The sequence below is a fragment of the Nostoc sp. genome (assembly GCF_036917275.1).
Classification (GTDB): Bacteria; Cyanobacteriota; Cyanobacteriia; order Cyanobacteriales; family Nostocaceae; genus Nostoc.
Genome location: NZ_JBALDF010000035.1, coordinates 154076 through 177704 on the forward strand (window position 1 = coordinate 154076; position 23629 = coordinate 177704).

Annotated in this window: 22 protein-coding genes and 1 pseudogene; 13 read left to right on the top strand and 10 right to left on the bottom strand. The window is 42.0% G+C overall.

Annotated features, from left to right (window positions below; translation table 11 throughout):
• Nucleotides 1–121 precede the first annotated feature (121 nt).
• The 4 genes and pseudogenes from V7K35_RS14325 to V7K35_RS14340 all read right to left on the bottom strand — a co-directional run.
• A pseudogene (locus V7K35_RS14325) lies at nucleotides 122–295 on the bottom strand (helix-turn-helix domain-containing protein); the annotation flags it as partial.
• 388 nt (nucleotides 296–683) lie between these two features.
• On the bottom strand, nucleotides 684–1352 hold the full coding sequence (gene phoU, locus V7K35_RS14330) for a phosphate signaling complex protein PhoU (RefSeq protein WP_334794424.1): 669 nt from the start codon (nucleotides 1350–1352) through the stop codon (nucleotides 684–686).
• Nucleotides 1353–1380: 28 nt separating this feature from the next.
• Nucleotides 1381–2700: a sensor histidine kinase gene (locus V7K35_RS14335; RefSeq protein ID WP_334794425.1), complete on the bottom strand. Its 1320-nt coding sequence runs from the start codon at nucleotides 2698–2700 to the stop codon at nucleotides 1381–1383.
• A 53-nt stretch (nucleotides 2701–2753) separates the two neighbouring features.
• Nucleotides 2754–3506: a winged helix-turn-helix domain-containing protein gene (locus tag V7K35_RS14340; RefSeq protein ID WP_273768578.1), complete on the bottom strand. Its 753-nt coding sequence runs from the start codon at nucleotides 3504–3506 to the stop codon at nucleotides 2754–2756.
• Nucleotides 3507–4211: 705 nt separating this feature from the next.
• Here V7K35_RS14340 and V7K35_RS14345 point away from each other — a divergent pair.
• Nucleotides 4212–5195 carry a hypothetical protein gene (locus V7K35_RS14345; RefSeq protein ID WP_335079963.1) on the top strand — a complete coding sequence of 328 codons (984 nt, stop codon included), beginning with the start codon at nucleotides 4212–4214 and terminating at the stop codon, nucleotides 5193–5195.
• A 58-nt stretch (nucleotides 5196–5253) separates the two neighbouring features.
• Nucleotides 5254–6330 (top strand): hypothetical protein, encoded by a 1077-nt coding sequence (locus tag V7K35_RS14350; RefSeq protein ID WP_335079964.1) that lies wholly within the window; start codon nucleotides 5254–5256, stop codon nucleotides 6328–6330.
• 762 nt (nucleotides 6331–7092) lie between these two features.
• On the opposite strand, the gene hisA is transcribed toward V7K35_RS14350, so the two are convergent.
• From hisA to V7K35_RS14365, 3 genes are read right to left on the bottom strand one after another with little or no spacing between them, the layout of a single operon-like run.
• Nucleotides 7093–7866: a 1-(5-phosphoribosyl)-5-[(5-phosphoribosylamino)methylideneamino]imidazole-4-carboxamide isomerase gene (hisA, locus tag V7K35_RS14355; protein WP_334794431.1), complete on the bottom strand. Its 774-nt coding sequence runs from the start codon at nucleotides 7864–7866 to the stop codon at nucleotides 7093–7095.
• A gap of 54 nt (nucleotides 7867–7920) precedes the next feature.
• On the bottom strand, nucleotides 7921–8220 hold the full coding sequence (locus V7K35_RS14360; RefSeq protein ID WP_334794432.1) for a DUF3593 domain-containing protein: 300 nt from the start codon (nucleotides 8218–8220) through the stop codon (nucleotides 7921–7923).
• Nucleotides 8217–8552 (bottom strand): DUF2499 domain-containing protein, encoded by a 336-nt coding sequence (locus tag V7K35_RS14365; RefSeq protein ID WP_334794433.1) that lies wholly within the window; start codon nucleotides 8550–8552, stop codon nucleotides 8217–8219. The genes V7K35_RS14360 and V7K35_RS14365 overlap by 4 nt, the downstream gene beginning before the upstream one ends.
• A 43-nt stretch (nucleotides 8553–8595) precedes the next feature.
• On the opposite strand from V7K35_RS14365, the gene V7K35_RS14370 reads away from it, so the two are divergent.
• Both V7K35_RS14370 and csaB read left to right on the top strand, forming a co-directional pair.
• Nucleotides 8596–9063, top strand: coding sequence for a hypothetical protein (locus tag V7K35_RS14370; protein WP_335079965.1), 468 nt, complete (start codon nucleotides 8596–8598; stop codon nucleotides 9061–9063).
• A 91-nt stretch (nucleotides 9064–9154) separates the two neighbouring features.
• A complete protein-coding gene (gene csaB, locus V7K35_RS14375; protein WP_335079966.1) occupies nucleotides 9155–10198 on the top strand; it encodes a polysaccharide pyruvyl transferase CsaB in 1044 nt (347 codons plus the stop codon).
• 246 nt (nucleotides 10199–10444) lie between these two features.
• On the opposite strand, the gene pgeF is transcribed toward csaB, so the two are convergent.
• Complete coding sequence (gene pgeF / locus V7K35_RS14380) at nucleotides 10445–11218, bottom strand: peptidoglycan editing factor PgeF (protein ID WP_335079967.1); 774 nt, start codon at nucleotides 11216–11218, stop codon at nucleotides 10445–10447.
• Between the two features lie 77 nt (nucleotides 11219–11295).
• On the opposite strand from pgeF, the gene V7K35_RS14385 reads away from it, so the two are divergent.
• Both V7K35_RS14385 and V7K35_RS14390 read left to right on the top strand, forming a co-directional pair.
• A complete protein-coding gene (locus V7K35_RS14385) occupies nucleotides 11296–12114 on the top strand; it encodes a biotin--[acetyl-CoA-carboxylase] ligase (RefSeq protein ID WP_335079968.1) in 819 nt (272 codons plus the stop codon).
• A gap of 91 nt (nucleotides 12115–12205) precedes the next feature.
• Nucleotides 12206–13759: a M23 family metallopeptidase gene (locus V7K35_RS14390; protein WP_335079969.1), complete on the top strand. Its 1554-nt coding sequence runs from the start codon at nucleotides 12206–12208 to the stop codon at nucleotides 13757–13759.
• A gap of 55 nt (nucleotides 13760–13814) precedes the next feature.
• Here the strand turns inward: V7K35_RS14390 and V7K35_RS14395 are convergent, their stop codons facing one another.
• Nucleotides 13815–14495: a riboflavin synthase gene (locus V7K35_RS14395; RefSeq protein ID WP_335079970.1), complete on the bottom strand. Its 681-nt coding sequence runs from the start codon at nucleotides 14493–14495 to the stop codon at nucleotides 13815–13817.
• Between the two features lie 340 nt (nucleotides 14496–14835).
• Here V7K35_RS14395 and V7K35_RS14400 point away from each other — a divergent pair, with 340 nt between their 5' ends.
• The 7 genes from V7K35_RS14400 to V7K35_RS14430 all read left to right on the top strand — a co-directional run bounded on the left by V7K35_RS14400 (nucleotide 14836) and on the right by V7K35_RS14430 (nucleotide 22110).
• Nucleotides 14836–15333, top strand: a complete 498-nt coding sequence (locus V7K35_RS14400) for a bifunctional nuclease family protein (protein WP_273768592.1) — start codon at nucleotides 14836–14838, stop codon at nucleotides 15331–15333.
• A 92-nt stretch (nucleotides 15334–15425) separates the two neighbouring features.
• Nucleotides 15426–16556: an aldo/keto reductase gene (locus tag V7K35_RS14405; RefSeq protein ID WP_335079971.1), complete on the top strand. Its 1131-nt coding sequence runs from the start codon at nucleotides 15426–15428 to the stop codon at nucleotides 16554–16556.
• Between the two features lie 98 nt (nucleotides 16557–16654).
• Complete coding sequence (locus V7K35_RS14410; RefSeq protein ID WP_335079980.1) at nucleotides 16655–18457, top strand: ABC transporter ATP-binding protein; 1803 nt, start codon at nucleotides 16655–16657, stop codon at nucleotides 18455–18457.
• Nucleotides 18458–18990: 533 nt separating this feature from the next.
• Entirely contained in the window at nucleotides 18991–20355 is a 1365-nt protein-coding gene (locus V7K35_RS14415; protein WP_335079972.1) for a deoxyguanosinetriphosphate triphosphohydrolase, read from the top strand.
• A gap of 56 nt (nucleotides 20356–20411) precedes the next feature.
• Nucleotides 20412–20612, top strand: a complete 201-nt coding sequence (locus tag V7K35_RS14420; protein WP_442939726.1) for a hypothetical protein — start codon at nucleotides 20412–20414, stop codon at nucleotides 20610–20612.
• Nucleotides 20613–20733: 121 nt separating this feature from the next.
• Complete coding sequence (locus V7K35_RS14425; RefSeq protein ID WP_335079981.1) at nucleotides 20734–21507, top strand: class I SAM-dependent methyltransferase; 774 nt, start codon at nucleotides 20734–20736, stop codon at nucleotides 21505–21507.
• A gap of 54 nt (nucleotides 21508–21561) precedes the next feature.
• A complete protein-coding gene (locus V7K35_RS14430; protein ID WP_335079973.1) occupies nucleotides 21562–22110 on the top strand; it encodes a hypothetical protein in 549 nt (182 codons plus the stop codon).
• Nucleotides 22111–22229: 119 nt separating this feature from the next.
• Here V7K35_RS14430 and V7K35_RS14435 read toward each other — a convergent pair whose 3' ends face one another.
• Nucleotides 22230–23405 carry an extracellular solute-binding protein gene (locus tag V7K35_RS14435; protein WP_335079974.1) on the bottom strand — a complete coding sequence of 392 codons (1176 nt, stop codon included), beginning with the start codon at nucleotides 23403–23405 and terminating at the stop codon, nucleotides 22230–22232.
• Nucleotides 23406–23629: the final 224 nt, after the last annotated feature.

A 23629-nucleotide genomic window follows, 5' to 3' on the forward strand; every position in this document is an offset into this window, starting at 1 on the left:
TTAGCTCACTCACACCTACTAATCTAATCATCGTAAAATGCTTATAACACTTTACTTTCAGGAATTTCACACACAATCACAGTCAGGATTATACCTTTATACTGTGATAAATACAAGTTATTTAATATAGTCCTGAACTATAATTTTCAATTAATTTATTTGGTAAGCGCAAAATAATGCGGCGTTTGTGACGTAAAACTGTTCCATCTTCCTGCAACTGTTGTAGGAGTCGGGTAACTGTTACTCGTATGGTATTTAACACTCCAGCAATATCTTGATGGTTAACATAATTATCAGGGAATCTCGCTATTTACAATCATTAAGAAACTCTCATGATTTGGATCAAAATTTCCCTGACTATCTGAAGGTGTATTCTTCTTAATCAGAGCTAGGGACTAACTCCAAATCTTTTCATGGCAACAACTTCTGGTAAAAGGTATCTATCAGTGAGATAGACCGAAAATTTTCAGTTATTTATCTGTTACTTTAATTGTGCAAGTTTAAGAAAAGGTAAGCTTTTAGTAAAATATTTAGTTAATTTAATTTTAATAATTTGGTATTTTTTGAAGACTAAGCATGTAGGCGCAAATAATTATGAAGATATAGGGTGAAATGGCGCTTATTTAAGCTAGATTTAGATCCGCGACTTCTTGAAGAAGTAGGGGATCTGGGCAGCACGTCAATTAAGAACGTTGACCGGTGACAATATATGCTACCCTCTGACCGATATTAGTGGCATGATCTGCCATGCGTTCCAGACAACGAATTGCCAGTGCTAGCAGCACAATTGGCTCGACTACTCCTGGCACATCGCGTTGTTGCGCTAAAGTCTGATAAACGCGATCGTAGGCATCGTCTACAGTATCATCTAGGTGCTTTAAACGGCGTCCACCAGCCTCATCGAAATCTCCCAAAGCCTTCAAGCTAGTTGCTAGCATCGCCTGCGCGTGAAGGGACATAGCTTCAATGTCTGGCAAACAGGTATGAGGCGCATAAGGAAAAATTTTAATCGCAATCTCAGCTAAATCCTCAGCATAATCGCCAATGCGCTCTAAGTCTCGCACCAACTGCATAAAAGCACTCAAGCAGCGCAAATCTTGTGCTGTAGGCGCTTGCAGTGTCATAATCGCCGTACAGTCTGATTCTATTTGACGATAAAAGCGATCAATCTTTTTATCTAATCGGGGAAGTTCCTCAGCTGCTGTTAAGTTACGAGCAAATAACGCTTGGTGGCTGAGGCGAAATGATTGTTCTACCAAAGCACCCATGCGTAATACATCCCGTTCTAAGCGCCTAATGGCGCGTGCGAGTTGGGGTCTTTGAGGATTGGGAGTATAATCGACAGCTTTCACACTTGTTGTCTCAAACGTGAAGATATTATTAACTATAGTCTTGGCTTAAAGAGTTTGCCATAACTTCATGAAATTGGAGTTGCATCCACGCACCGCCAGTTTCTGGATGGTTCATAGCTTTGATTGAACCACCGTGGGCGATAAGAATTTGCTCAACGATCGCTAATCCTAAACCATTGCCAACGATCGCCCCGATGGAGTTACTATCTTGTGGCGAATGGGTTCGCGCTTTATCTCCTCGATAAAATCGCTCAAAAACGTGGGGTAAATCTGCCTCAGAAAACCCGACTCCAGAATCAATAAGATTTATTTCAAGAATTGGATAAGCCCCATCATTATCTTTTGTTGATAAGATTTTCGCTTCAACGTAAATACTTGTAGAAGGAGAACTGTATTTAATACTGTTGTCTAGCAAGTTGAGAAAAACCTGGTAAATCCGGGCTTCATCTGCCTTAATCCAAAGATTTTCTAAGCCAGAATAAGCAAGAGACAAATGTTGGCGCCCTGCCAAGGGTTCTAGTGTTTCCCAAACAGATGCAATTAGCGATCGCAATTCTACAGGTTTGGCTTGCAATTGCATATTTGGGTTGGCTTCCATTTGGGTAAGTTCTAACCAGCTTTGCACTAAGTTAATCAGCCGATCAACTTCTTGCATTAGGCGGTTAACCCAGCGATCTAAAGGTGGTTCCAAGCGGATTTGTAGCGTTTCTACAACCAACCGAATCGATGTTAGCGGCGTTCTGAGTTCGTGTGCTAGATCAGAAAAAGAGCGATCGCGTATTTGATTTATATCTAATAGGGGTTGACGATTTTCTAAAAAGACTCCCACTTGTCCATTGGGTAAAGGCAAGCTAGACGCCCGCAAGGCTAGAGATTTTATTGTTGCCATCTCTGCTGCATCATCACAAGATGGATGAAATATCCATTCTCGCGTCTGTGGTTTTTGCCGATCACGAGTTTGCTCAATTAAATGGTCAAGTTCGTAAGACCTTACCAACTCTAGTAACAAGCGCACCTGTTCTGGTTGCCAGCTTTGCAGATACAAAATTTTCTGCGCCTGCTGATTGCACCACAGCAGTTGATTTTCTTCATCCACCTGCAAATATCCCACTGGTGCAAAATCTAGTAGGTTTTGGTAAGTTTGCAACGACTGCTGCAAATCTTGCCCCTGCTGTTTCACCATCGCTATTTCCTGCCGCAACGCAGGAATCAGCAGCAGTCCCATTTTGTCAGAATGCGAGGTTAACGGTCGGAGTAAGCGCCCCAGGTAGCGGTTAAGTTGAACCTGTTGCCAAACCCAAAACCCAATGCCTACCGCTAAACCCAGAAAAAATCCCAATAAAAGCATTTGAGTTGTTAGTTTCTTGGTGACTACTAAAAACTAACAACTATCCAAACTAATTATCCAAACCTATAACCAAAACCTCGGACAGTCACAATATATTCGGGATGACTGGGGTCTTGCTCTAATTTTTCGCGCAACCACCGAATGTGAACGTCTACGGTTTTACTATCGCCGACGAAATCTGGCCCCCAAACCTGGTCGAGCAATTGTTCCCGTGACCATACCCTACGGGCATAACTCATAAACAGTTCCAGCAGCCGGAACTCTTTGGGAGAAAGATTCACCTCTTGACCACGAACCAACACGCGACATTCTTGGGGATTCAAGGTGACATCCTTGAATTTTAATACTGGTAGTTGTGGTAAATTACTTAGACGTTGGCGGCGGAGTAAAGCGCGACAACGAGCCACTAACTCGCGCATACTAAAGGGTTTGGTCAGGTAGTCATCTGCTCCCACCTCTAATCCCAAAACACGGTCAGTTTCACTACCCTTAGCACTAAGCATTAAAATAGGTACTGGGTTTCCTTGATGACGTAGCAAACGGCAAATATCTAGCCCATTGATTTGAGGCAGCATCAAATCAAGAATGATCAGATCAAAGGGAAGTTCCCCTGAGTTGGTTTCAAAACTTTTGAGATACTCTATAGCAGACCGCCCATCGGGGGCAGTTATCACCCGATAACCTTCCTCTTCCAGGGCTACAGCTAGCATTTCCTGGATTAATTCTTCATCTTCTACTACTAGAATACGGCTGGTTTGTCCAATATCCGTTGTGGCAGAATATTTAGTCGATTCACTGGTATACATTGATATCACAAAAGTCTGGGACTGTGCTTGTATCAATTAGAATGATTTAATCTATTATGTCGCCTTAGTGCAACCGTGCTTCTACTAGGGTTTATTCTTTTATATTTTCTTTACAAAAAATAATACATACCACAGCACTCTCTTAAATCATAATCACTGTGGTTGCAAGCTTCTAATAGCTTTTAATTAAAGACTTTGGTTGTCTTGACAAGAGCAGATTAGGTTAGGTATATTTAGCATAGTACTCAAGTACTATATCTCTTGGTGAAAGCTTATATAGCGTTTCTCATTTACGTGAGGTACACGCGTAGGGGCACGGCACTGCCGTGCCCCTACACCTCGCAATATAATGTTGTACTACATCTGAATGGGAACTGCTATAGTGCTTCTCGTTTGTATGGAATACACTCCAACCTCTCTAGTTAAAGGAGAGAAGCTTTGAATCTAATTCCCCTTTGCGATAAGGGAAGGGGCGGTTCTTGTTAGGTTTCATATTAGACTCAACTAATAAACGCTATATACCTGAAAAACAGAAAGACACACGCGTGGAAAATTTCTACCCCACCTAAGTGTCAGAGGTTGATTATTTCAGTATTTCCACTGGGTTAAAAATGTTTATTCAAAGGCTACTCTGATGTCTGCATAGGGTAGTCCTTGGTATGGCTTGCTACCCCATAAATCATTGCTATTGAAGGGAGTTGGAAGATGACTACAGTTGGAGTCAAGGACAGCAAACAACTACTAATGCAAGCATTTCAACAAATTATTATTCAAAGAAAAAAGCTGGAATCTAAAATAGCAACTAAACAAGAGGAAGCAGATAAGGCAAAAAGTCAAGAAATTTTGCAAGCAGCTTCTGCATATACAGTTGATAGTATTGTCAAAGGTTTAGCTGATTTACAATTGGAGTTTGGTAGTATTCTCAACGCATTATCTGAAAAACTAGCTCAGGAAAACTCTAAGTTAGATGAATTAAACCGAGCTATAGAAATTGAAACTCAACGCCTGCAAGAGCTTCAACAAATCAGAGTGGTAGCGGATACTCTAGACATTTTAAGTCAAGAACACCAAGAAAAATTAAAAACCTTAGAACAAGATACTATCAGCAAAAGGGAAGCATTAGAAAAAGAAATTACAATCAGGCGGAAAGAATGGCAAAAAGAACAAGCAGAGTATGAAGAAAAACTTCAAGTATATAATGATTTATTAGCTAAAGATCGCCAGCAAGAACAAGAAGAATCTCAGTATAAGTTAGAAACTACTCGTAAACTTAATGCAGACAGCTACGAAGCGAGAAAACGCCAACAGGAAAGGGAAATACAAGAAAATTTTCAAAAGAAAGAGAAAGATTGGGCAGAACGAGAAAAGATATTCACTGAACGCCAACCACTCTTTGGAGACTATCAACAAAAAGTAGCTACATTTCCTAATGAACTGGAAGAAGCCGTTAAAAAAGCTAGGGAAGAGGCAATTAAAGAAATAAGCCAAAAAGCTAAAATTGAAGCTGATTTATTTGAAAAAGAATGGGAATCTAACAAACAGAGTTATGAACAAAAAATTCTGTCTTTGGAAGAAACAATTAAGAAACAGTCTGAGCAAATAGAAGGTATTTCTGCTCAATTGCAAACTGCATTAAAACAAGCACAGGACTTAGCTATGAGGGCTTTTGGTAATTCTAATTCTAAGTAGTTATAAGTCTGTAATGTAGCATATTAATCATTTTTAATTCCTGAATAGGAGGTTTATTGTGGTGGTAAAAAAACCGACTGATAAGAATACTAAAGTAGAAATTCTTCAGGCATATGAGGAGTTAACTAAAGAAAAAGCAGTACTGAAATCAGAGTTTGATCAAGTTGTCAAAAACCAGTCTGGAACTAAAGAACAGCCTAAATTAGAACAGAAAACAGCTATGAATCAGCTTTCTAGTGTCCAACAAAAGATGAACAATACAATTGAAAGTTTGGCGAAGATTCAATTAGGTTTTGGCAGTGCTGCTAATGAATTATCAGAGCAGCTAACTATAAAAGCTTCTAGATTAGAAGAAATAAGGCAAACTTTAGAAGAGGAAGTCCAACAGTTAACACAGTTGCACAATTTGGAAATTTCTGATGATATCTTGGATACTCTCATCCAAGCTTATGAAGATAATACTAAAGCTTATCAGGAAGAATATAGCCAGCGTTCTGAAGTATTATTCCAAGAAATACTAATGCAAAGGAATACTTGGCAAAAAGAACAAGAGGAACAGCAACGGGCGATAAAAGAACAGAATGACAACTCGAATAAAACTCGACAACGCGATGCATCAGAGTATAAATATAATTTAGAACTCCAGCGACAATTGCAAAGTGACGAATACGAACAAGAGCAGAAAACACTATATAAACAACTGGAAGAATTGCTGCAAGTAACAGAAAAACAGTGGGCTGAACGAGAGAAAGCAATTTCTGAGAGAGAGAAACAATTTGAAGAATTAAAAGCCAAGGTAGAGGCTTTTCCGAAAGACAAAGAAGCAGCTATAAAAAAAGCTACCGAAGAAGGCAAAGGCATCGCCCACTACCAAGCTAAAGTAAAATCAGATTTATATTCTAAGGAAGTAGAAGGGCAAAAGCGTTTCTATGAACAAAGACTGCAATCTTTAGAACAAGCTATTACTAATCAAGAGACTCGGATTGAAAATCTTTCTAAACAACTTGAATCTGCTCTCAAACAAGTTCAGGATTTGGCAGTTAAAGCTATTGAAGGTACTTCAAACGTTAATTCATATCAAGCAATCAAAGAAATAGCTTTAGAACAAGCGAAAACTCAAGCGAAAAACAAATAAGCTGATTTCTTTTTGATGATAATTGTAGAGATTTAATTTAAATTAAGTCTCTACAAGAAACTATAACAGTTCTAAATGATTTATGAAATTTTCTGTTTATTTTCTTCTAAACTTTTGGAGAGGCTGAGTTTTGACAACTCAAATAAAATTGCTATGTAACGCTTTTTATTCGATTTTACTTGGTTTTTTGATATCTGGAGGAGGTTGTGGTTTCTTTTTGTTTGTTACGGTAGCCTGTGTTAGCTTAAATACTTGGTTGGAATTTGGTTCTTGAGTAGACATAAGACTAAATTTTTAAATCTACGACAATATTATCTACACCACAGGTATTGGAGATTACAGAAATATACAGCAGATTGCAAGTTAATGAAGTACAAAAATACCCCTCCCTAACCCTCCCCTTAGAAAGGGGAGGGAACTAGATTGGGAATTTCCCCCCTTGTAAAGGGGGGATTAAGGGGGGTAAGGATGTACTTCATTTAGATGCAAAATGCTGCATAACAGAAAATTTGAGTTTAACCAAAAAAAGTTAGTAGATAATGTTACCCCTGTCGGAACCTTCAGTTTTAACGGGATAAATACAAATCTTAATATATGAGTCAGCGATCGCTTAGTGGCTGGATAAAATAGGTAATGTAAGATGATATCCGGGAATACTGACCATACGGCTTAATCCTTAATACCTAAGTATTTAGGTTTCCCACTAGGAAAGACAATAGAAACTCGTCTATGTGGTGAGGATGCCCAAATACACAGAAAATGTCAAGCAAAAGTAGAAAAACCTAGATTGGGTGGAATATCTTGAATCCGCCCAGGGCCGATCGCTCGTAATGCTTCTTTGAGTAAAATATCCCCAGTATACAAGGCACGTCCGACAATCACACCAGTTACACCTTGAGGTTCTAACGCCAATAAACTCAACAAATTGGTGACAGAACTTACCCCGCCAGAAGCAATTATCGGGATGGAAATTACTGCTGCAAGTTCTTGCAAAGCTTCAAAATTGGGGCCTGTGAGTGTACCATCTCGATGGATATCTGTGTAAATGATGGCGGCTGCGCCCAATTCTTGCATTTGTACAGCCAGTTGGGTTGCTAAAACTTCTGAGGTTTCTAACCAACCGTGAGTTGCTACTCGCCCGTTACGCGCATCAATGCCAATAATAATCTGTCCAGGAAACTCTTCACAGAGTTGTTGCACTAGCTGAGGTTGTTCTACAGCGATGGTTCCAAGAATTGCCCACTGGATGCCTAGATTAAATAATTGTTGCACGCTGGTGCGATCGCGCAATCCTCCACCAATTTCAATGGGTACTGACACCGCATGAGCGATCGCTTCTATTGCCCCCAGGTTTACTACTTTACCTGCCTTAGCACCATCTAAATCAACTATGTGTAATCTAGTAGCACCTTGATCTACCCACTGTTTGGCAACATCAGCAGGATTTTCGCTAAAAACTTGCGAGCGATCGTAGTCTCCCTGATACAGTCGCACACACCGACCTTCTAGTAAATCAATCGCTGGAATTACATCCATTTATTTGTTCCTCATAACTCAATGCAATCAAACCACTAGCTATAGCTGAACTTACTATTTTTCATTTTTCATTTTTAATTGCCTTACAGCTTGCCCAAAACCCACCACAAGCAAGATGTTAGAAAGGGTCAAAAATACTTCTGCACCGCCGTGCAACCAATCTACATTGGCCAAAGACTTGCCATAATGCAATACAGCATAAATCCCCACCGGGATGGTGATGCCAACAAAGACGAGAGTGCCGTAAAATCCATACAGCGCCAAACGCGGCATTTGCGGACTGCGGCTGAGAAACCACAAGAAACCCAAGTAGGGAAACAGTGAAAGCGCAAATAGGGTTTCTTTAGAAATCATTGCTCTGATTTGATAGGTTTTGGTTCAACAGTGTCAGGAGATTTGGTAGAACGCCAAATCAAAAACGCCGCTGCCCAAAGCGTAAAATTACCAACTAATGTCATGGTAGCTTGCAGTGTTACCAGCCATTCTAAAGATTCGGCGTTGTCAAAATAATGCCAGGTACAGGCACACATGGCGCTGACTAAAGCTGGTAACATGGCAAGGGACAAGCCCCACCAATTGCGATTACCAGTAAGTTCGCCATAAGTCCAAATTAACCAAATGGCAACAATCCACTCAATAACGCTAGAAACATGAATAATCCAGGTGGGAATCGAAAGGGCGTGCATACAACAGTAGGGGAGAAATCAATTCAAAATTCAAAATTCAAAATTGTACCCTTGTAGGGAAGCAAGTTACGCGCAGCGTCTCGTAGAGAAGAAAAAAACTAGGGGAGATTTAGCTTTAGCTTCCCGCAGGGTGGGAGATGAGGGAAAGTTAAAACTGAAAGTTTCAAGTTCAGAAGTTCAACGTTCGAGTTCAGAGGTTCAAAGTCCGAGTTCAGAGGTTCAACGTCCGAGTTCAGAGGCTCAACGTTCGAGTTCAGAGGCTCAACGTTCGAGTTCAGAGGCTCAACTTCCGAGTTCAGAGGTTCAACGTCCGAGTTCAGAGGCTCAACGTTCGAGTTCAGAGGCTCAACGTTCGAGTTCAGAGGTTCAACTTCCGAGTTCAGAGGCTCAACGTCCGAGTTCAGAGGCTCAACGTCCGAGTTCAGAGGCTCAACTTCCGAGTTCAGAGGCTCAACTTCCGAGTTCAGAGGGGGTTCTAACTATCTTTTGCACTATTCCAAGTAGAACTTAGGAATGAGTTTACCATCTGTATAGGGGACAGAGATTCATTTAACAATAGCTGATAATCTAAAATCTAAAATCCAAAATCTAAAATGGTCAAGATGCGGGCGTTATTGTCTGGATATTACGGTAAAGGTAATGGTGGTGACGAAGCTTTGTTGGCAACGCTTTTGCAAATGTTACCACCTGATGTTACGCCTGTGGTGCTTTCGGGGAATCCAGAGGAAACGCGCGATCGCTACAATGTAGAAACCTACAATCGCATGGCTCCCTTACCTGTACTGCAAGCTTTACGCTCTTGCGATGCCTTGATTTGGGGCGGCGGAAGTCTGATTCAGGATGTTACCAGTACCATTAGCCCATTTTATTATGGGGGACTGATGGCATTGGCGCAGAAAATGGGTTTGAAAACTGTTGCTTGGGCGCAGGGTATTGGCCCGTTAGTGCGTCCGCAAACTAATTGGTTAGCACGGCAAACCTTTGCTAATTGTACCAAAGTTAGTGTCCGCGATCGCGCCAGTGCTGCTTTATTATCTGATTGGCAAATTCCTTGTATTATAGCTCCTGACCCAGTTTGGGCGTTGGAATCTAAACCAGTTCCAGGACTTTGGGATTTACCTGCGCCGAGAGTTGCTCTAACATTGCGATCGCATCCCCAACTGACTCAAACACGCCTAGCAAACTTGACTCGGGCTTTGGTGGATTTTCAAAAAGCCACGCAGGCTTTTATTTTACTACTGCCGTTTCAAAAAAGTGAAGATTTAAGTATTGCCGAAGCTATTCAACCCCAACTTAAAAATGTTAGCAAAATTTTGTGTCTGGAAGATCCGCAACTTTTGAAAGGTGTGTTTCGCGGTGTCGAGATGGCAATTGGGATGCGCCTACACAGCTTGATTATGGCTGCGGCTGTTGGTTGTCGCTGTTTTGCTCTCAGTTATGATCCTAAGGTGAATCGCCTCATGGAAGACTTGGAAATGCCTGGGTGGGATTTAGCGAGTTTACCTGAAGATCCCAATTTGATTAGTCTGACTTGGATGGAGCATTACGCTAATGGCGATCCGTTATCACCTGAGCAAATACAATCTTTAGTAGATAGAGCATTAATGCACCGCGAGTTATTGAGCGACGCTTTATTTAATAATTAAGACTAAAAAAATATAAAACTTCGTTTAAGTAAGTAAGCGCCAATAATTATAAAATCATGTAGCGTAACGCACCGAAAACATGAAATAGTGCCCTGTGGAAGCCGCAACACACCCTACAGCTACTTCTTTTTCGCTTTACAGCAGAATTCAAGTATTTGAACCACATCTATCGTAGGGGCACAGCAATGCTGTGCCCCTACCGGGTGGTCTATTTACCTGAAAATAGCTGTAAAATCAATTTTGCCTTTAAGTGCTGACAATTCCTGACCACTGAACTTTTTTCTCTTTCTCCCGGCGGTAAGAAAAGAAATGCTTTGGAGTTTGAAAAGTACAATAAGGTGCGATCGCAACTTGTTCTGCACTAATCCCCAAATTTTCCAGTTGTAAGGTATTCACTCGCCGGACATCCAGCCGTACCTTTCCCGGATTGGGATCTTCTAGCAAAGGTGAATTTGGTAGCTCATATAATGCAGTTATAATTTTTTGTTCGTCTTCATGTGGTATAACACTAGCCCCGATTTCGGCAGCTACTTCGATAGAGACTTGGTAAACCTCACCAGCGATCGCCGGGCCCATCGCAATTCTCAAATCATCGAGTTTGCTGCCTTGAGATTGGAGTCGAGCGATCGCTAGGGGCACAATTTTTTTGGCAGTTCCCCGCCAGCCTGCGTGTAATGCTGCCACCTGTCCAGTTACCACATCCCCAATCAGCACGGGTGTACAATCTGCACTAGCTACCCAGACTGCTTGTAGAGGCTGCTCACTAATTAAACCATCCGCTGATGCTAAATCCTCCCCAACAGTGCTTAAGAAGCTCTCAACTTCTTGGGGAGTGAGAACAGTATTGCCATGAACCTGCTTTAAGCGATAGACTGATGCCGCTGGTTGCAATATTTCTGTGATAACTTGTGGCGATCGCGGCCAAAACTGCTGGGTAAAGAAGCCGTGATGCCAATGTTCCAGAATACTACAAGTTAAATAGGGCAGTCCTTCCCAATTGCGCCAGTACCAAGTGTGCATCTTCAACCAAACCTAAACAGAAATCACTCATTAGCCAATCAATGCTAACTTGAACAACGGAATTTGGCTTAACTGCTGTGGAATTTAATCTGCAAAACTTGGAAGCAGCCTTGAAAGCAGGGCGTAAGTATACATATTTACCATTTTCTCTTCACTTTTTTGAAAGCGTCTCCTCAACTAACCAAACTCTCTGGAACTTGCTCAACCAAGGGGCTATTTCAGGAACAGTAGTAATTGCAACTGTGCAATCTGCTGGGCGGGGACAATGGGGACGCCAGTGGATTTCTCCGGTTGGGGGATTATATGTTTCGGTAGCGATTTCTTTGGACTACAAAATAGAGGCTACTGACAGCTACCAGCTAACTTTTGCTAGTGCTTGGGGAATTGCGTCTCAATTGCGCCAATGTGGTGTAGATGTTGGGATAAAATGGCCCAATGATTTAGTTTTAAATGGTCGCAAACTAGGCGGCATTTTGACAGAAACCAAAGTAAACAAAGGACACATCACCCAAGCAGTAATTGGTGTTGGTATTAACTGGACAAACCCAGTACCGGAAACTGGAATCAATCTGCAATCGTGGCAAGGTTCCCAAAATTTCAGACCAATTTCTTGTCTGGAAATGCTAACCTCTACAGTCTTACTGGGAATAGAATCCGGTATGGAGTGCCTTTGTCAAGAAGGAGTAAGCATACTCTTGTCTCGCTATCTAGATTTGCTTACAAACATGGGTGATAAAGTGTACGTCAATAATCTTTCAGGTACTGTAGTTGGGGTGACTCCTCAAGGAAATTTACGAGTTGATTTAGAAACAGATGATACAAAGGAACTAATTACACCGGAAATTTATATTCAACCCGGTACAATCAGTTTGGGGTACCAAAAATCTTCCATTTAAATTTGAGGTTTGTTCAAAATTTCGCTCTTTGGGCAAGACAAACCACTAGCATCATCTCTTTAGGCTAATTACACACAACTGAGAGATACAAATGACGCAGCGCAATAATTCTGCCCATCATCGTTTGCATTACTTATGGCAGCAAGGTTTAACGAAAAAACGTTTTGCCTCAACGCTACCAGCTCAGAGCCTTTGTTGGCTGAGTAGCGTCAGCCTCCTCAGCGGCGGCTTTGTGTTTGCCCAAACGGAAACACAAGTAGACAATATCGTTCCCACTGTTGAAAGTTCCCAACCAACAGCAGTTGCAAATCCAGTTAAAAAACAGGCTGTAGCACCGGAAGCTGCTCAAGCGCAACCGGAATTTTCCCAACGACGAACCAGACTCAGCCAGAGATTACATAAGCCAAAGGTTGCTCAATCAAAAGAGCCAGTTAGGCAATCTACACCCAAAATTGAAGCTGCCCAACCTGTTGTGATTATCAGACAGTCAAAACCCAAGGTAGAAACCTCCCAGGTTATTCCTGCAAGGGTGAGACTGGAAAAACCTAATACCCCAGCCCGCTCTTTACCTGAAAAACTAAGAGAAGTTGCTCAACCACCAAATAACTCGAACAGCACTGTCAGTGCAACGCCGGGGAAAACCAAGGATTATAATAACGCCTATATTGATCCTAATAGTTATGACAGTGGTGCCACAGGTATTTATCAAGCACCAAATTCCGTAATCCTCACAGAACGCTCCAGTGGTTGTCGAGCCATCTTGCCTTCAGGGCAAAGCGTATTAGGCGGTGTTTGTGCCAAAATACCCCAAAGGAGTGTAGCTGATTCTAATGGTACAGCACCTAATTGGCTCAGAAGAAGTCAAAATGCCCAATTACCAGTAGTTTCACCCGTGCGGCAGATTGCAACTACTGGCAACACCAGTAGATGGCATCCTACTCAAAGTGGTTCTAGTGGTAACAACAAGAGCGCATTTCGTCCTAATCGATTTATCCCGAATCCCAGCGAGTTCAGCCCCACAACAGTCAGTGCAACTCCCATCGCACCGAGTGGCGGGACTTTACCTGCACCAATGGCAGATGGCAACATTGCACCCCGCCCCAGCACCGTAGCTTACGACTTCTCGCTGGCATCAGTATTACCGCAAATCCCTTACACTGGGGTAGTTGCTTATAGTGGTACGGGAATGATGTATCCATTATCTATTCCCGCTCCCATTACTTCTTTGTTTGGTTGGCGAGTTCATCCAATCACAGGTAATCAACGCTTCCATGCTGGTACAGACTTGGGTGCGCCTATGGGAACACCAGTTTTGGCAGCAGCTGCTGGTCAAGTGGAAACTGCTAACTGGGTGGGTGGTTATGGTTTAACCGTTATCCTAAATCACAAATCCGCTGAACAAACTCTCTACGGTCACATGTCAGAAATCCTTGTTCAACCTGGTCAGTGGGTACAACCTGGAACTGTCATCGGGCTAGTTGGCAGCACCGGGAACTCCACAGGTCCTCACCTGCACTTTGAAGTTCGCCACCTAACACAAGATGGGTGGGTTGCGACTGACCCTGGCGTGCAATTACAGTCCGCCCTCAGCCAGTTAGTCCGAGGTTCGCAAACCGCCCAGGTAAGCCAACAACCAGGCAGCTAGATTGGAAATTTTGGATTCTGGATTAATTTAAAATCCAAAATCCAAAATCTAAAATTCAGAGATACCCGTGTTCTGCTAAGAATGCGGGTGTAATGCCATCTATACTAGTTTCATCAGGGGCTGTGGTGTGTGGGTTGCCAGAGGAAAGGAATTTTTCCACGTATTTGCCGAGAATATCCCCTTCTAGATTCACCAAACTGTCAGAAACCAAATAGCGAAGATTTGTCTCGGCATAGGTGAGGGGAATTACTGCCACCTTAAATTGGCAGAGTTCTGGCTCATATGAGGCTACTGTGAGGCTGATGCCATTGACAGCAATGCTACCTTTAGGGACAATGTACCGGGCGATCGCCTCCGATGCAATAAAGGTCATTTCCCAAGAATTAGCTGTTTGTTCTGCCACTAGCAATCGACCTATGCCGTCTACATGACCCATCACAAAATGACCGCCAACTTTGCTGCCTACCTTTAGCGACGCTTCTAAATTGACATATTTTTGTTGCGTTTGCTTACCTCCCAACGTCGTGCGACGTAGCGTTTCCGGTGAAGCCGTGGCGATAAACCCGTCGTTTAAAACTTTTTCTACTGTCAGGCAAACGCCATCTACTGCAACACTGTCACCATAAGCCAAATCTTGCATAATTACTTCACCCGGTTGGCTTACACAAGTAATTTGCCAAGAATCACCCCCTAAGGGTTCCATCGTTCCTAATGCCTGGATTAATCCTGTAAACACGGCTTTTTTGTCAAATTAACTCTATTTATTGCCTAATTGTGCCTGAAGTCAATTGGTAATTGTCACAGAAATCTCGAACATCCAAGTATATTTTCTGACTTTTTTAAGTCTAGGAATATTAACACATTAGCATCCTTCACGAGGCATACTTGGGTAAGAAGGTTATTGTCTAAGAAGACCAATTTGACTTACTCTGGTTTTCACCACAAGTTCGGAGTTTAATAGAAGCAATTATAGAGAACAAATGCTTATGTTTATTACTCTCGTTAAACCGCCCAAAAAGGGGTACTATTTGTTACACAGCATCCAAGGCTCTCAAAGGATTGTAGAGGCTTAGGCAATGATTGAAATGAAAGTCGCTGGCATAGCATTAGATGCCATAACCCGCAGCCCGATCGTCCTTTTGAAAGATTCTTCAGATCGGCGGGCTTTGCCAATTTACATCGGTCAGGAACAGGCTAGGGCAATTATGGGTGCATTGGAGAATCAGAAGCCTCCTAGACCCTTAACCCACGACTTGATTGTGAATCTTCTAGAAACCTGGAACATGACTCTAGAAAAGGTGATTATTCATTCCCTGCAAAAGGATACATTTTATGCGGCTTTAATTGTTCAGCAAGGCGATGTTAAAAAAGAAATTGACGCGCGTCCTAGCGATGCGATCGCTATTGCCCTCCGTACAAATACTCCTATATGGGTAATGGAAGAAGTTATTGCCGATGCTTCTATCCCTGTTGATCGCGATGCAGATGAAGCTGAACAGCAAGCCTTCCGTGAATTTATTTCCAATCTCCGTCCTGAAGATTTGATCAAGCGTTTTGGTAATGGCGACAGCTAGGCCAATTTTAGATTTTGAATTTTAGATTTTAGATTGAAGGAAAAATCTAAAATCTAAAATCTAAAATTGAATGGCTCCTAACTTTGTTAAAGATGCAATACCGACGTTTTGGGAAAACGAATCTGCGCCTCTCGGTTTTTTCTCTGGGAACAATGCGCTACCTGGCTTCTTTTGAAAATGCTCACCAGACTATTGAACAAGCCTTAGCGCTAGGAATTAATCATTTAGAAACCGCCAAAGGTTACGGCAAAAGTGAGGAGTATCTTGGTAGGGCGCTAAAAGCTGGGTTGTCAGTACCCCGAACGAGGCTTCACGTTACTACCAAAATCCCAGCCACAGCAGATGCTGACTCCATGCGTCGGTACATCGATGAATCCCTAGAACGATTACAGCTAGATTATTTAGATTGCTTAGGTGTTCATGGCTTGAATACTTGGCAACATTTGGAGTGGGTACAAGCCAAAAATGGCTGTATGCAAGCCGTAGAAGAAGCGATCACTGATGGTCGAGTCCGACACGTTGGTTTTTCCACCCACGGATCATTAGAGCTAATTCAGGCAGCAATCAATACAGATTTTTTTGAATTTGTCTATCTGCATTATTACTATTTTTTCCAACGGCACGCACCAGCGATTCAGTTAGCTGCCGAAAAGGACATGGGTATTTTTATAATTTCCCCTGCTGACAAGGGAGGACGCCTCTATACACCACCCCAAACCCTTACAGACTTGTGTCAGCCGTATTCACCCTTAGAGCTAAGTTATCGTTTTTTACTCGCAGATAGCCGTATTACTACTTTAAGTATTGGGCCAGCAAACCCAGATGAATTAAGGCAACCTTTGCAAATAGCTGACTATGATGGAGAGTTAACATCAGCAGAAATTTCTGCTTTCCAGCAATTAGAAAATCACCAAAAAGTTGCTTTGCAAACTGATAAGTGTAGCCAGTGTTATGCTTGTTTGCCCTGTCCAGAAAATATCAATATTCCCGAAGTGTTACGGTTACGTAATCTTGCAGTAGCATACGACATGAAAGATTATGGACAATATCGTTACGGAATGTTTGAAAATGCTGGTCACTGGTTTCCTGGAATGAAAGCCAACCGCTGTACAGAATGCGGTGACTGTTTGCCTCGGTGTCCAGAAAAATTAGATATTCCAGCATTATTGGAAGATGCTCACCAAAAATTAAGTGGGAAAGCAGGTAGGAGATTGTGGGGATAAAAATGTAAAATTAATAAAGATTAAAAGAATTAGGAAGATCCGCTGCACCTGGGGTATCTCGTCCAAAAAAAGATGAAAATTAAAAAAAAAGAAATGTCCTGCGCCAATCACTGACGGTTTTCCGCTACAGTGGACGGGCTGTAAGCTTAGTATGGACTACTAGCCGATCGCTTACTATTCTTCTGGCTAGTTTAACAATAGTTGCTGGTCTTTTACCAGGGGCGATATCATACATCAGTAAATTAATTGTTGATGGAGTGGTATTTGCATCTCAAGTTAACTCACACAATGGTTTCGTCAATATTTATCCCTCGCTATTTTATGTAGGATTAGAAGCGATCGCTGTAATTTTACTAGCAGGCAGTCAGCGAGGACTCACCATTTGTCAGTCGTTATTGCGGGCGCTAATGGGTCAGCGGGTGAATGTACTGATTTTAGAAAAGGCGCTGACACTGGATCTTAGGCAGTTTGAAGACTCAGAATTTTATGACAAATTGACCAATGCCCGACGAGAAGCATCAGTTCGTCCCCTTTCCCTAGTAAGCCGCACTTTTGGGTTAGTGCAAAATGCTCTTTCCCTGATCACCTACGGGATTTTGCTAGTAAATTTCTCAGTTTGGGCGGTGCTGGTACTGATTTTGGCAGCGATGCCTGTATTTATTGCGGAAACGAAATTTGCTGGAGAAGGCTTTCGCTTGTTTAGTTGGCGTGCGCCAGAAACCCGCCAACAGAACTACTTAGAAAATCTGCTAGCAAGAGAAGATTTTGTCACAGAAGTCAAACTCTACCAGCTGGGAGAGATGTTGTTAGGACGTTACCGCGATCTATTTGATCAACTGTATGGCGAAGACCGTGATTTGACTCTGCGGCGAGGACTGTGGGGGTATCTGCTGAGTTTAATCAGTACTGGTGCTTTTTACCTAGCTTATGCTTGGATTGTGCTGGAAACAGTGCTAGGTAAGATTTCCTTGGGAGATATGACAATGTATCTCACTGTGTTTCGCCAAGGACAGTCTACTTTTTCCAATGCCCTCACTTCTATTGGAGGGATGTATGAAGACAATCTATATCTATCAAATCTTTACGATTTCCTCGAAGAGAAAGTACCACAAACTTGGGGTAAGGCAACCATTGGTTTAAATCCCCAAGATGGTATTCGTTTTGAGAACGTATCATTTACCTATCCAGGAAGTTCCAAGCCAGCCTTGAGAAACATTTCGCTGCATTTGAAACCCAGAGAGAAACTGGCAATTGTAGGTGAAAACGGTTCTGGTAAAACTACCTTAATTAAACTACTTACCCGACTCTACACTCCTGACTCTGGGCGAATTTTCTTAGATGGCTTGGATTTACAGGAATGGGATGTGGATGTGTTGCGGCGTCGCATTGGTGTAATTTTTCAGAACTTTGTCCGCTACCAGTTCACTGTGGGTGAGAATATTGGCGTGGGGGATGTAGAACATCTCGAAAACAAAACCAACTGGCAAACTGCTGCCCAAAAAGGCATGGCCCAATCTTTTATTGACCAATTACCCCAAAGCTTCCAAACTCAGCTTGGTCGTTGGTTTAAGGAAGGACAGGAACTTTCTGGGGGACAGTGGCAGAAAATTGCCCTGTCTCGTGCTTTTATGCGAGCGCAAGCAGATATCTTAGTGTTAGATGAACCAACATCAGCAATAGATGCCCAGGCTGAGTTTGAGATTTTCAATCATTTTCGCGCTATTACTCAAAATCAGATGGTACTTTTGATTTCCCATCGCTTCTCGACAGTACGGATGGCTGACAAAATCTTAGTAATAGAAAACGGGGAAGTTATAGAACACGGAACTCACGAAGAATTATTACAGGTAGGAGGACGTTACGCCAAGTTGTTTCTATTACAAGCAGCTGGTTATCAATAGGAAAGGAAGCTAACAGTTACTTTGTGAATTTAGATAGCGATGCCTACGGCAGGCTGCGCCTACGCTCACTTTTCACAAAGTACATAACACCTCTATTCAACCACGTTAAACCGTTCGGTAAACATGGGTCAAATCTCTTTAATGCCTAGACGCTTCGTATCGTTAAACATTGTTACCCGATAGAACTATGCAAATAACACAACAGCGATACTATACCCCAGAGGAATATTTAGGGGCATCTACCCTCAATCTAAATCGCCATACTGATTGTTGTCTATTAAGCTGAGGAAGCAATTGCTTAATTTACCCCACTTAACAAAGGCGATCCGCTTGATTGAATTGAGCTATGCGTAGCTTATATAAAGTACGTATTACCTCGGAGCATCAACTTGCTGTACAAACTTCACAGTTGAAGTTGAGTAATAGGAACTGTGGTTATTACTTAAACTTTTTCTCTAATATAGAATCAAGTTTGACTTTTAACTAAGTAGAGTTACAATGTGGCATTGCCCATTGCTTCTAGCTAGGGGGCATTGTTTAACCCACTTTTAGATAACACAGCAATGATGGATTGGAAGAAACTCCTGACACCAAAAAGACTTGGTAAGACTAAACCAGAAGACCTCCAGTTTGATCGTACTCCCTTTCAAAGAGACTATGATCGCCTAGTGTTTTCTTCACCTTTTCGTCGTCTAAAAGATAAAACTCAGGTTTTTTCTTTGTCTACAAATGATTATATTCGCACTCGTCTCATTCATAGCCTTGAAGTGTCTTGCGTCGGTCGCTCTCTTGGCAGAATAGTCGGTGAGGCAATTGTAAAAAAATACGACTTTAATCAGGATGGGTTACGGGCTTCAGACTTTGGTGATATCGTATCTGCTGCTTGTCTGGCTCATGATATTGGGAATCCTCCCTTTGGTCATTCTGGAGAGGATGCTATTCGTACAGGATTTGAATCGTGGTACAACACTGTTAATCATGTAGGAGAAGAACTTCTCAGCAAGTCTCAAAAAGCTGACTTTGATTTATTTGAGGGTAATGCACAAGGCTTTCGTATTCTAACCAAGCTTGAAATGCCTCCTCAAAAAGGGGGAATGCAACTCACCTGCCCAACTTTAGCTGCTTTCACAAAGTACCCTAGAGAATCTTCTCTACCAAAATCTATTTTTAACGGTTACTCAGGTAAAAGTGTTAAAAAATATGGTTTCTTCCAGGCAGAAAAAGATTTATTTGCTGAAGTAGCAGAAACGGTTGGTCTAATTCGCCGTCATGATAATGCAGCATGGTGGTCTCGACATCCACTTGCTTTTCTTGTTGAAGCAGCAGATGACATTTGTTACTCAATTGTTGATGTAGAAGATGGTCATCGTATGGGTTACATTCCATTTGACAAAACTAAGGAATTACTTAAGGTAGTTGCAAATAAAGATATTCAAGAACATGGTGAAAGCAATACAGAAATAGTTAAGCGATTGCGGGCTTTAGCTATCAATCAACTCATAAATGAGGCAAGTGATATTTTCCTGAAACACGAAGAAGATATACTCTCTGGAGAGTTTGATAAAGATTTGTTATCTCTAAGCACTTATGCAAACCACCTAGAAGAAATTGGAAAGGAAACTCGCGCGGCTGTTTTCCAACATCCTAATGTTGTTAGTATTCAGATTGCTGGGTATGAAGTTTTAGGGAAACTATTTGCTGAATTTGTTAATGCCGTACTGCACAATAGCAAGAAAGGCAATTTGGTCTATCATATGCTTCCAAAAGAATATAATAATCCGAATTCAGACGAAGATACCTATAATAAAATTCTTAGAGTTACAGACTATATCTCTGGCATGACTGATTCTTACGCTACCAGTTTATTCCAACAATTTAGCGGTATTTCCTTGGGATAAAGTGGCTGCGATCGCACCCTCCGCCACCATCCCCCGCAAACTTCAATAAAATCACTATGGTGCTAGTTAACCCCAAATCTGAATCAAAAGCGATCGCTTCACAACCTTCCCTTCAATATCCTGAACTTCTCGCGCCAGCAGGTAATTTAAATTGTGTTAAAGCTGCTGTGGAAAATGGGGTAGATGCGATTTACTTCGGTTTAACGCAAGAATGCGGGTACAAAATTTTACTAAGTCGGATATCTTTAAAATATTAGTTAAGCTGAAAATATATATTGGATGTAAGTAAAAATCTTTTTTACTGTGATGATCAGCCAGTCATCCACCTCAAACACATGGTTGAAAATTGACAAGCCAACAATCTGTACTTTTACAGTTATGCATAATACTTCCATACCCAATAATTGGAATACTGCCCTTTACCAAGAGAAACACGCCTTTGTCTGGCAGTATGGCGAGGACTTACTCAAATTCCTCAACCCTAAGCCAGGAGAATCGATTTTGGATCTTGGCTGTGGTACTGGACAACTCACAGAAAAAATTGCCCAAGCTGGGGCTGAAGTAATGGGAGTTGATCATGCAGCCACGATGATCGAGAAGGCAAGACGAAACTATCCCCATATCCGCTTTAATGTTGCTGATGCCAGGAACTTTCAAGTAGACAAGCCATTGGATGCTGTATTTTCCAACGCTGTACTACATTGGGTGAAAGAAGCAGATAGTGCGATCGCTTCCATACATCAAGCCTTAAAACCCGGAGGCCGTTTTGTGGCAGAATTTGGTGGTAAAGGAAATGTGCAGGCGATCGTCACAGCTTTGGAAAGCGCCTTAGAACCATTTAATATTTCTGCACAAACCCTAAATCCTTGGTATTACCCTAGTATTGGTGAGTACGCCAGCTTACTGGAACAGCAAGGTTTTGATGTCATTCATGCCATGCTTTTTGCTCGTCCAACTCCTTTAGTAGAGGGAGAAGCAGGCATGGCAAACTGGATTCAGATGTTCGCCAGTGCTTTTTTAACATTGCTCCCTGCTGACCAACAAATACAAGTAATTCGCGCCGTAGAGGAATATCTCAAGCCGACGCTGTATCAACAAGGAACTTGGATAGCAGACTATCGAAGAATTCGCATCGTTGCTATTAAACTTTAAATTGTGCGAATTTTGACTTGTACCTTAATTACGAATTACGAATTAGTTTCAGCTATGCATATACCCAAATTGTGCAATGCCTGCGGCGGGCGCAGCCATCGCCAGATATCGTTTTCATTACTACTAACCATTAGCCTCACCACTTTACTAATCCCGCCCTCACTAGCGCAAACCCCCCCAATACCGTCGCCTTCTAGTGCGCCTCTAGAACTAGACTTATTAACCAAGCCAAAAGACTATGTGATCACAGCTAACACCGTTAACCCAGTACAATTGACCGTTCCCAGTTTATGGTGGGCACAACAAAACTCTGAGAAAAAGCTATTGGACAACTGGATAGCATATCCAGCTTCTGAAAAAGAACCTGCACGGGTAGACTTGATCGTGAATCAGCAAATTTGGAGCTTACTAGAGTATATAGACCGTTACGACTTTGTAAATCGCTTGGGTAGCGCTGCACGGAACTTTGGTTACAATGTCCGGGTATTTAATTATCAAAAAGAACCCTTGGCAACCTACACTTGCAACTTTACTACAAGTCCAGCTTTATGCAGTATCCAAACGACTGTTAAGAACAAGATAGGGTTACAGCGTTCTTTGTAGAAAAGGGAGTGGGGAGTAGTAATGCTAAGTGCTGAGTGCTGAATGGAGAATCTCACTTATTTACTCAGAACTCAAAAAAGAGGAACTGTTTTGCCCCATGCCCCATGCCCAATTCCCAGTTAAACTTTAATTTTGGCGAATAAAGACTCGTATTGTTTTATTGCTGATGGGGGTAAGGGAAGCAAAAATTCACTTTTATCAAAAACTTTGCGTAGGCGTAGCCTGTCGTAGACATCGCTCTGTAACAGGCTCCATAATGGTTCTTGGATATCGTCAGCTGCAATATTTGTAGAAATTGGTGAATTACTCTTGGTCAGCACCGAAATTTGTTTAGCTGTGTTTGGTTGCCAACAAAAATCAATCCATAGATCTGATAATAAAGTATCATTAGTAATACCAGCGGGACGTACCCACAAGTCTGCCCAGATTGCTGTTCCTGACTGGGGTATAACTGCGGCAAGTTGCGGATAACGTCCCAGAACTGGCAGTACATCGCTTGACCAACCAACCGCTAGCCAAGTATCTCCCATAATTAGAGGTTCCAAGTAGTTATCGGAACTGTAGAACTTCACCTGTTGATTTAATCTCTGTAATTCCTTTTCCAAGTCTGGTACTTGATCAAGATTCTCTGTATTGTAAGATTTTCCTAGCTTCTTTAAGACCAGACCAATAACTTCTCGTGGTTGATTAAGTAGGGAAATGCGCTGCTGGATTCCATCTCGCCACAAATCACTCCAATCTTTGGGAGTCCATCCCAATTTTTGCAAGTTGTCACGGTTATAAACAATCACTGTGCTACCCCACCGATAAGGTGCACCCCACACCTTCCCTTGAGTATCCAAGTTCCCTTGGTCGTTACGCGTTACCAGTTTCTTCCACCTTTGATCAGACCACTGCTTTAATTGGTTTCCCTGTACCTCTTGGAGTGGTTGAATCAGTTTCTGCTCAATAGCTGCTTTTAGCCAGTAATCTCCCAATGTCACTAGGTCTACATCAGCGGTTTTTTGACCTTGCCTAAAGGGTATAAAACGTTTCCATCCCTGCTCATCAGTGGCTTTTGGTTTCTGCTGCCAATCTTGTAATTGCCGAAATAAATCCTGTATCTGCTCGACTGGAGCAAACTTTAACTGCACCTGTTGCTGCAAACCTTTGTGGAACTGATTCACCACCTGACCAGGTATAGAACCTTTTAATAACTCTACTTTTAGTTGCATTTGCTTGTTTCCACCACAGCCAAAAAGCAGTTGTGAAAGTGCCAATGTGCTTGTACCTACCAAAAAAGACCGTCGATCCATTGATTTTGAATTTGAGATTTTTGATTATACCTAATATTAAGTAGAGATTCACCAGAGGCTGACTAGCTGAAAAAGTGGAGTTGGAAAATTATCGGTATTTTTCCTTGATAATACGGATAAATCTGAATATTTATAGCAACCGCCAGTTCCATCAAGACGTAAGATAAAGTAATCATAGCCCTGTCTCCTGGTTTTCAGAATGGCTCAACCCTATAGTTACGATC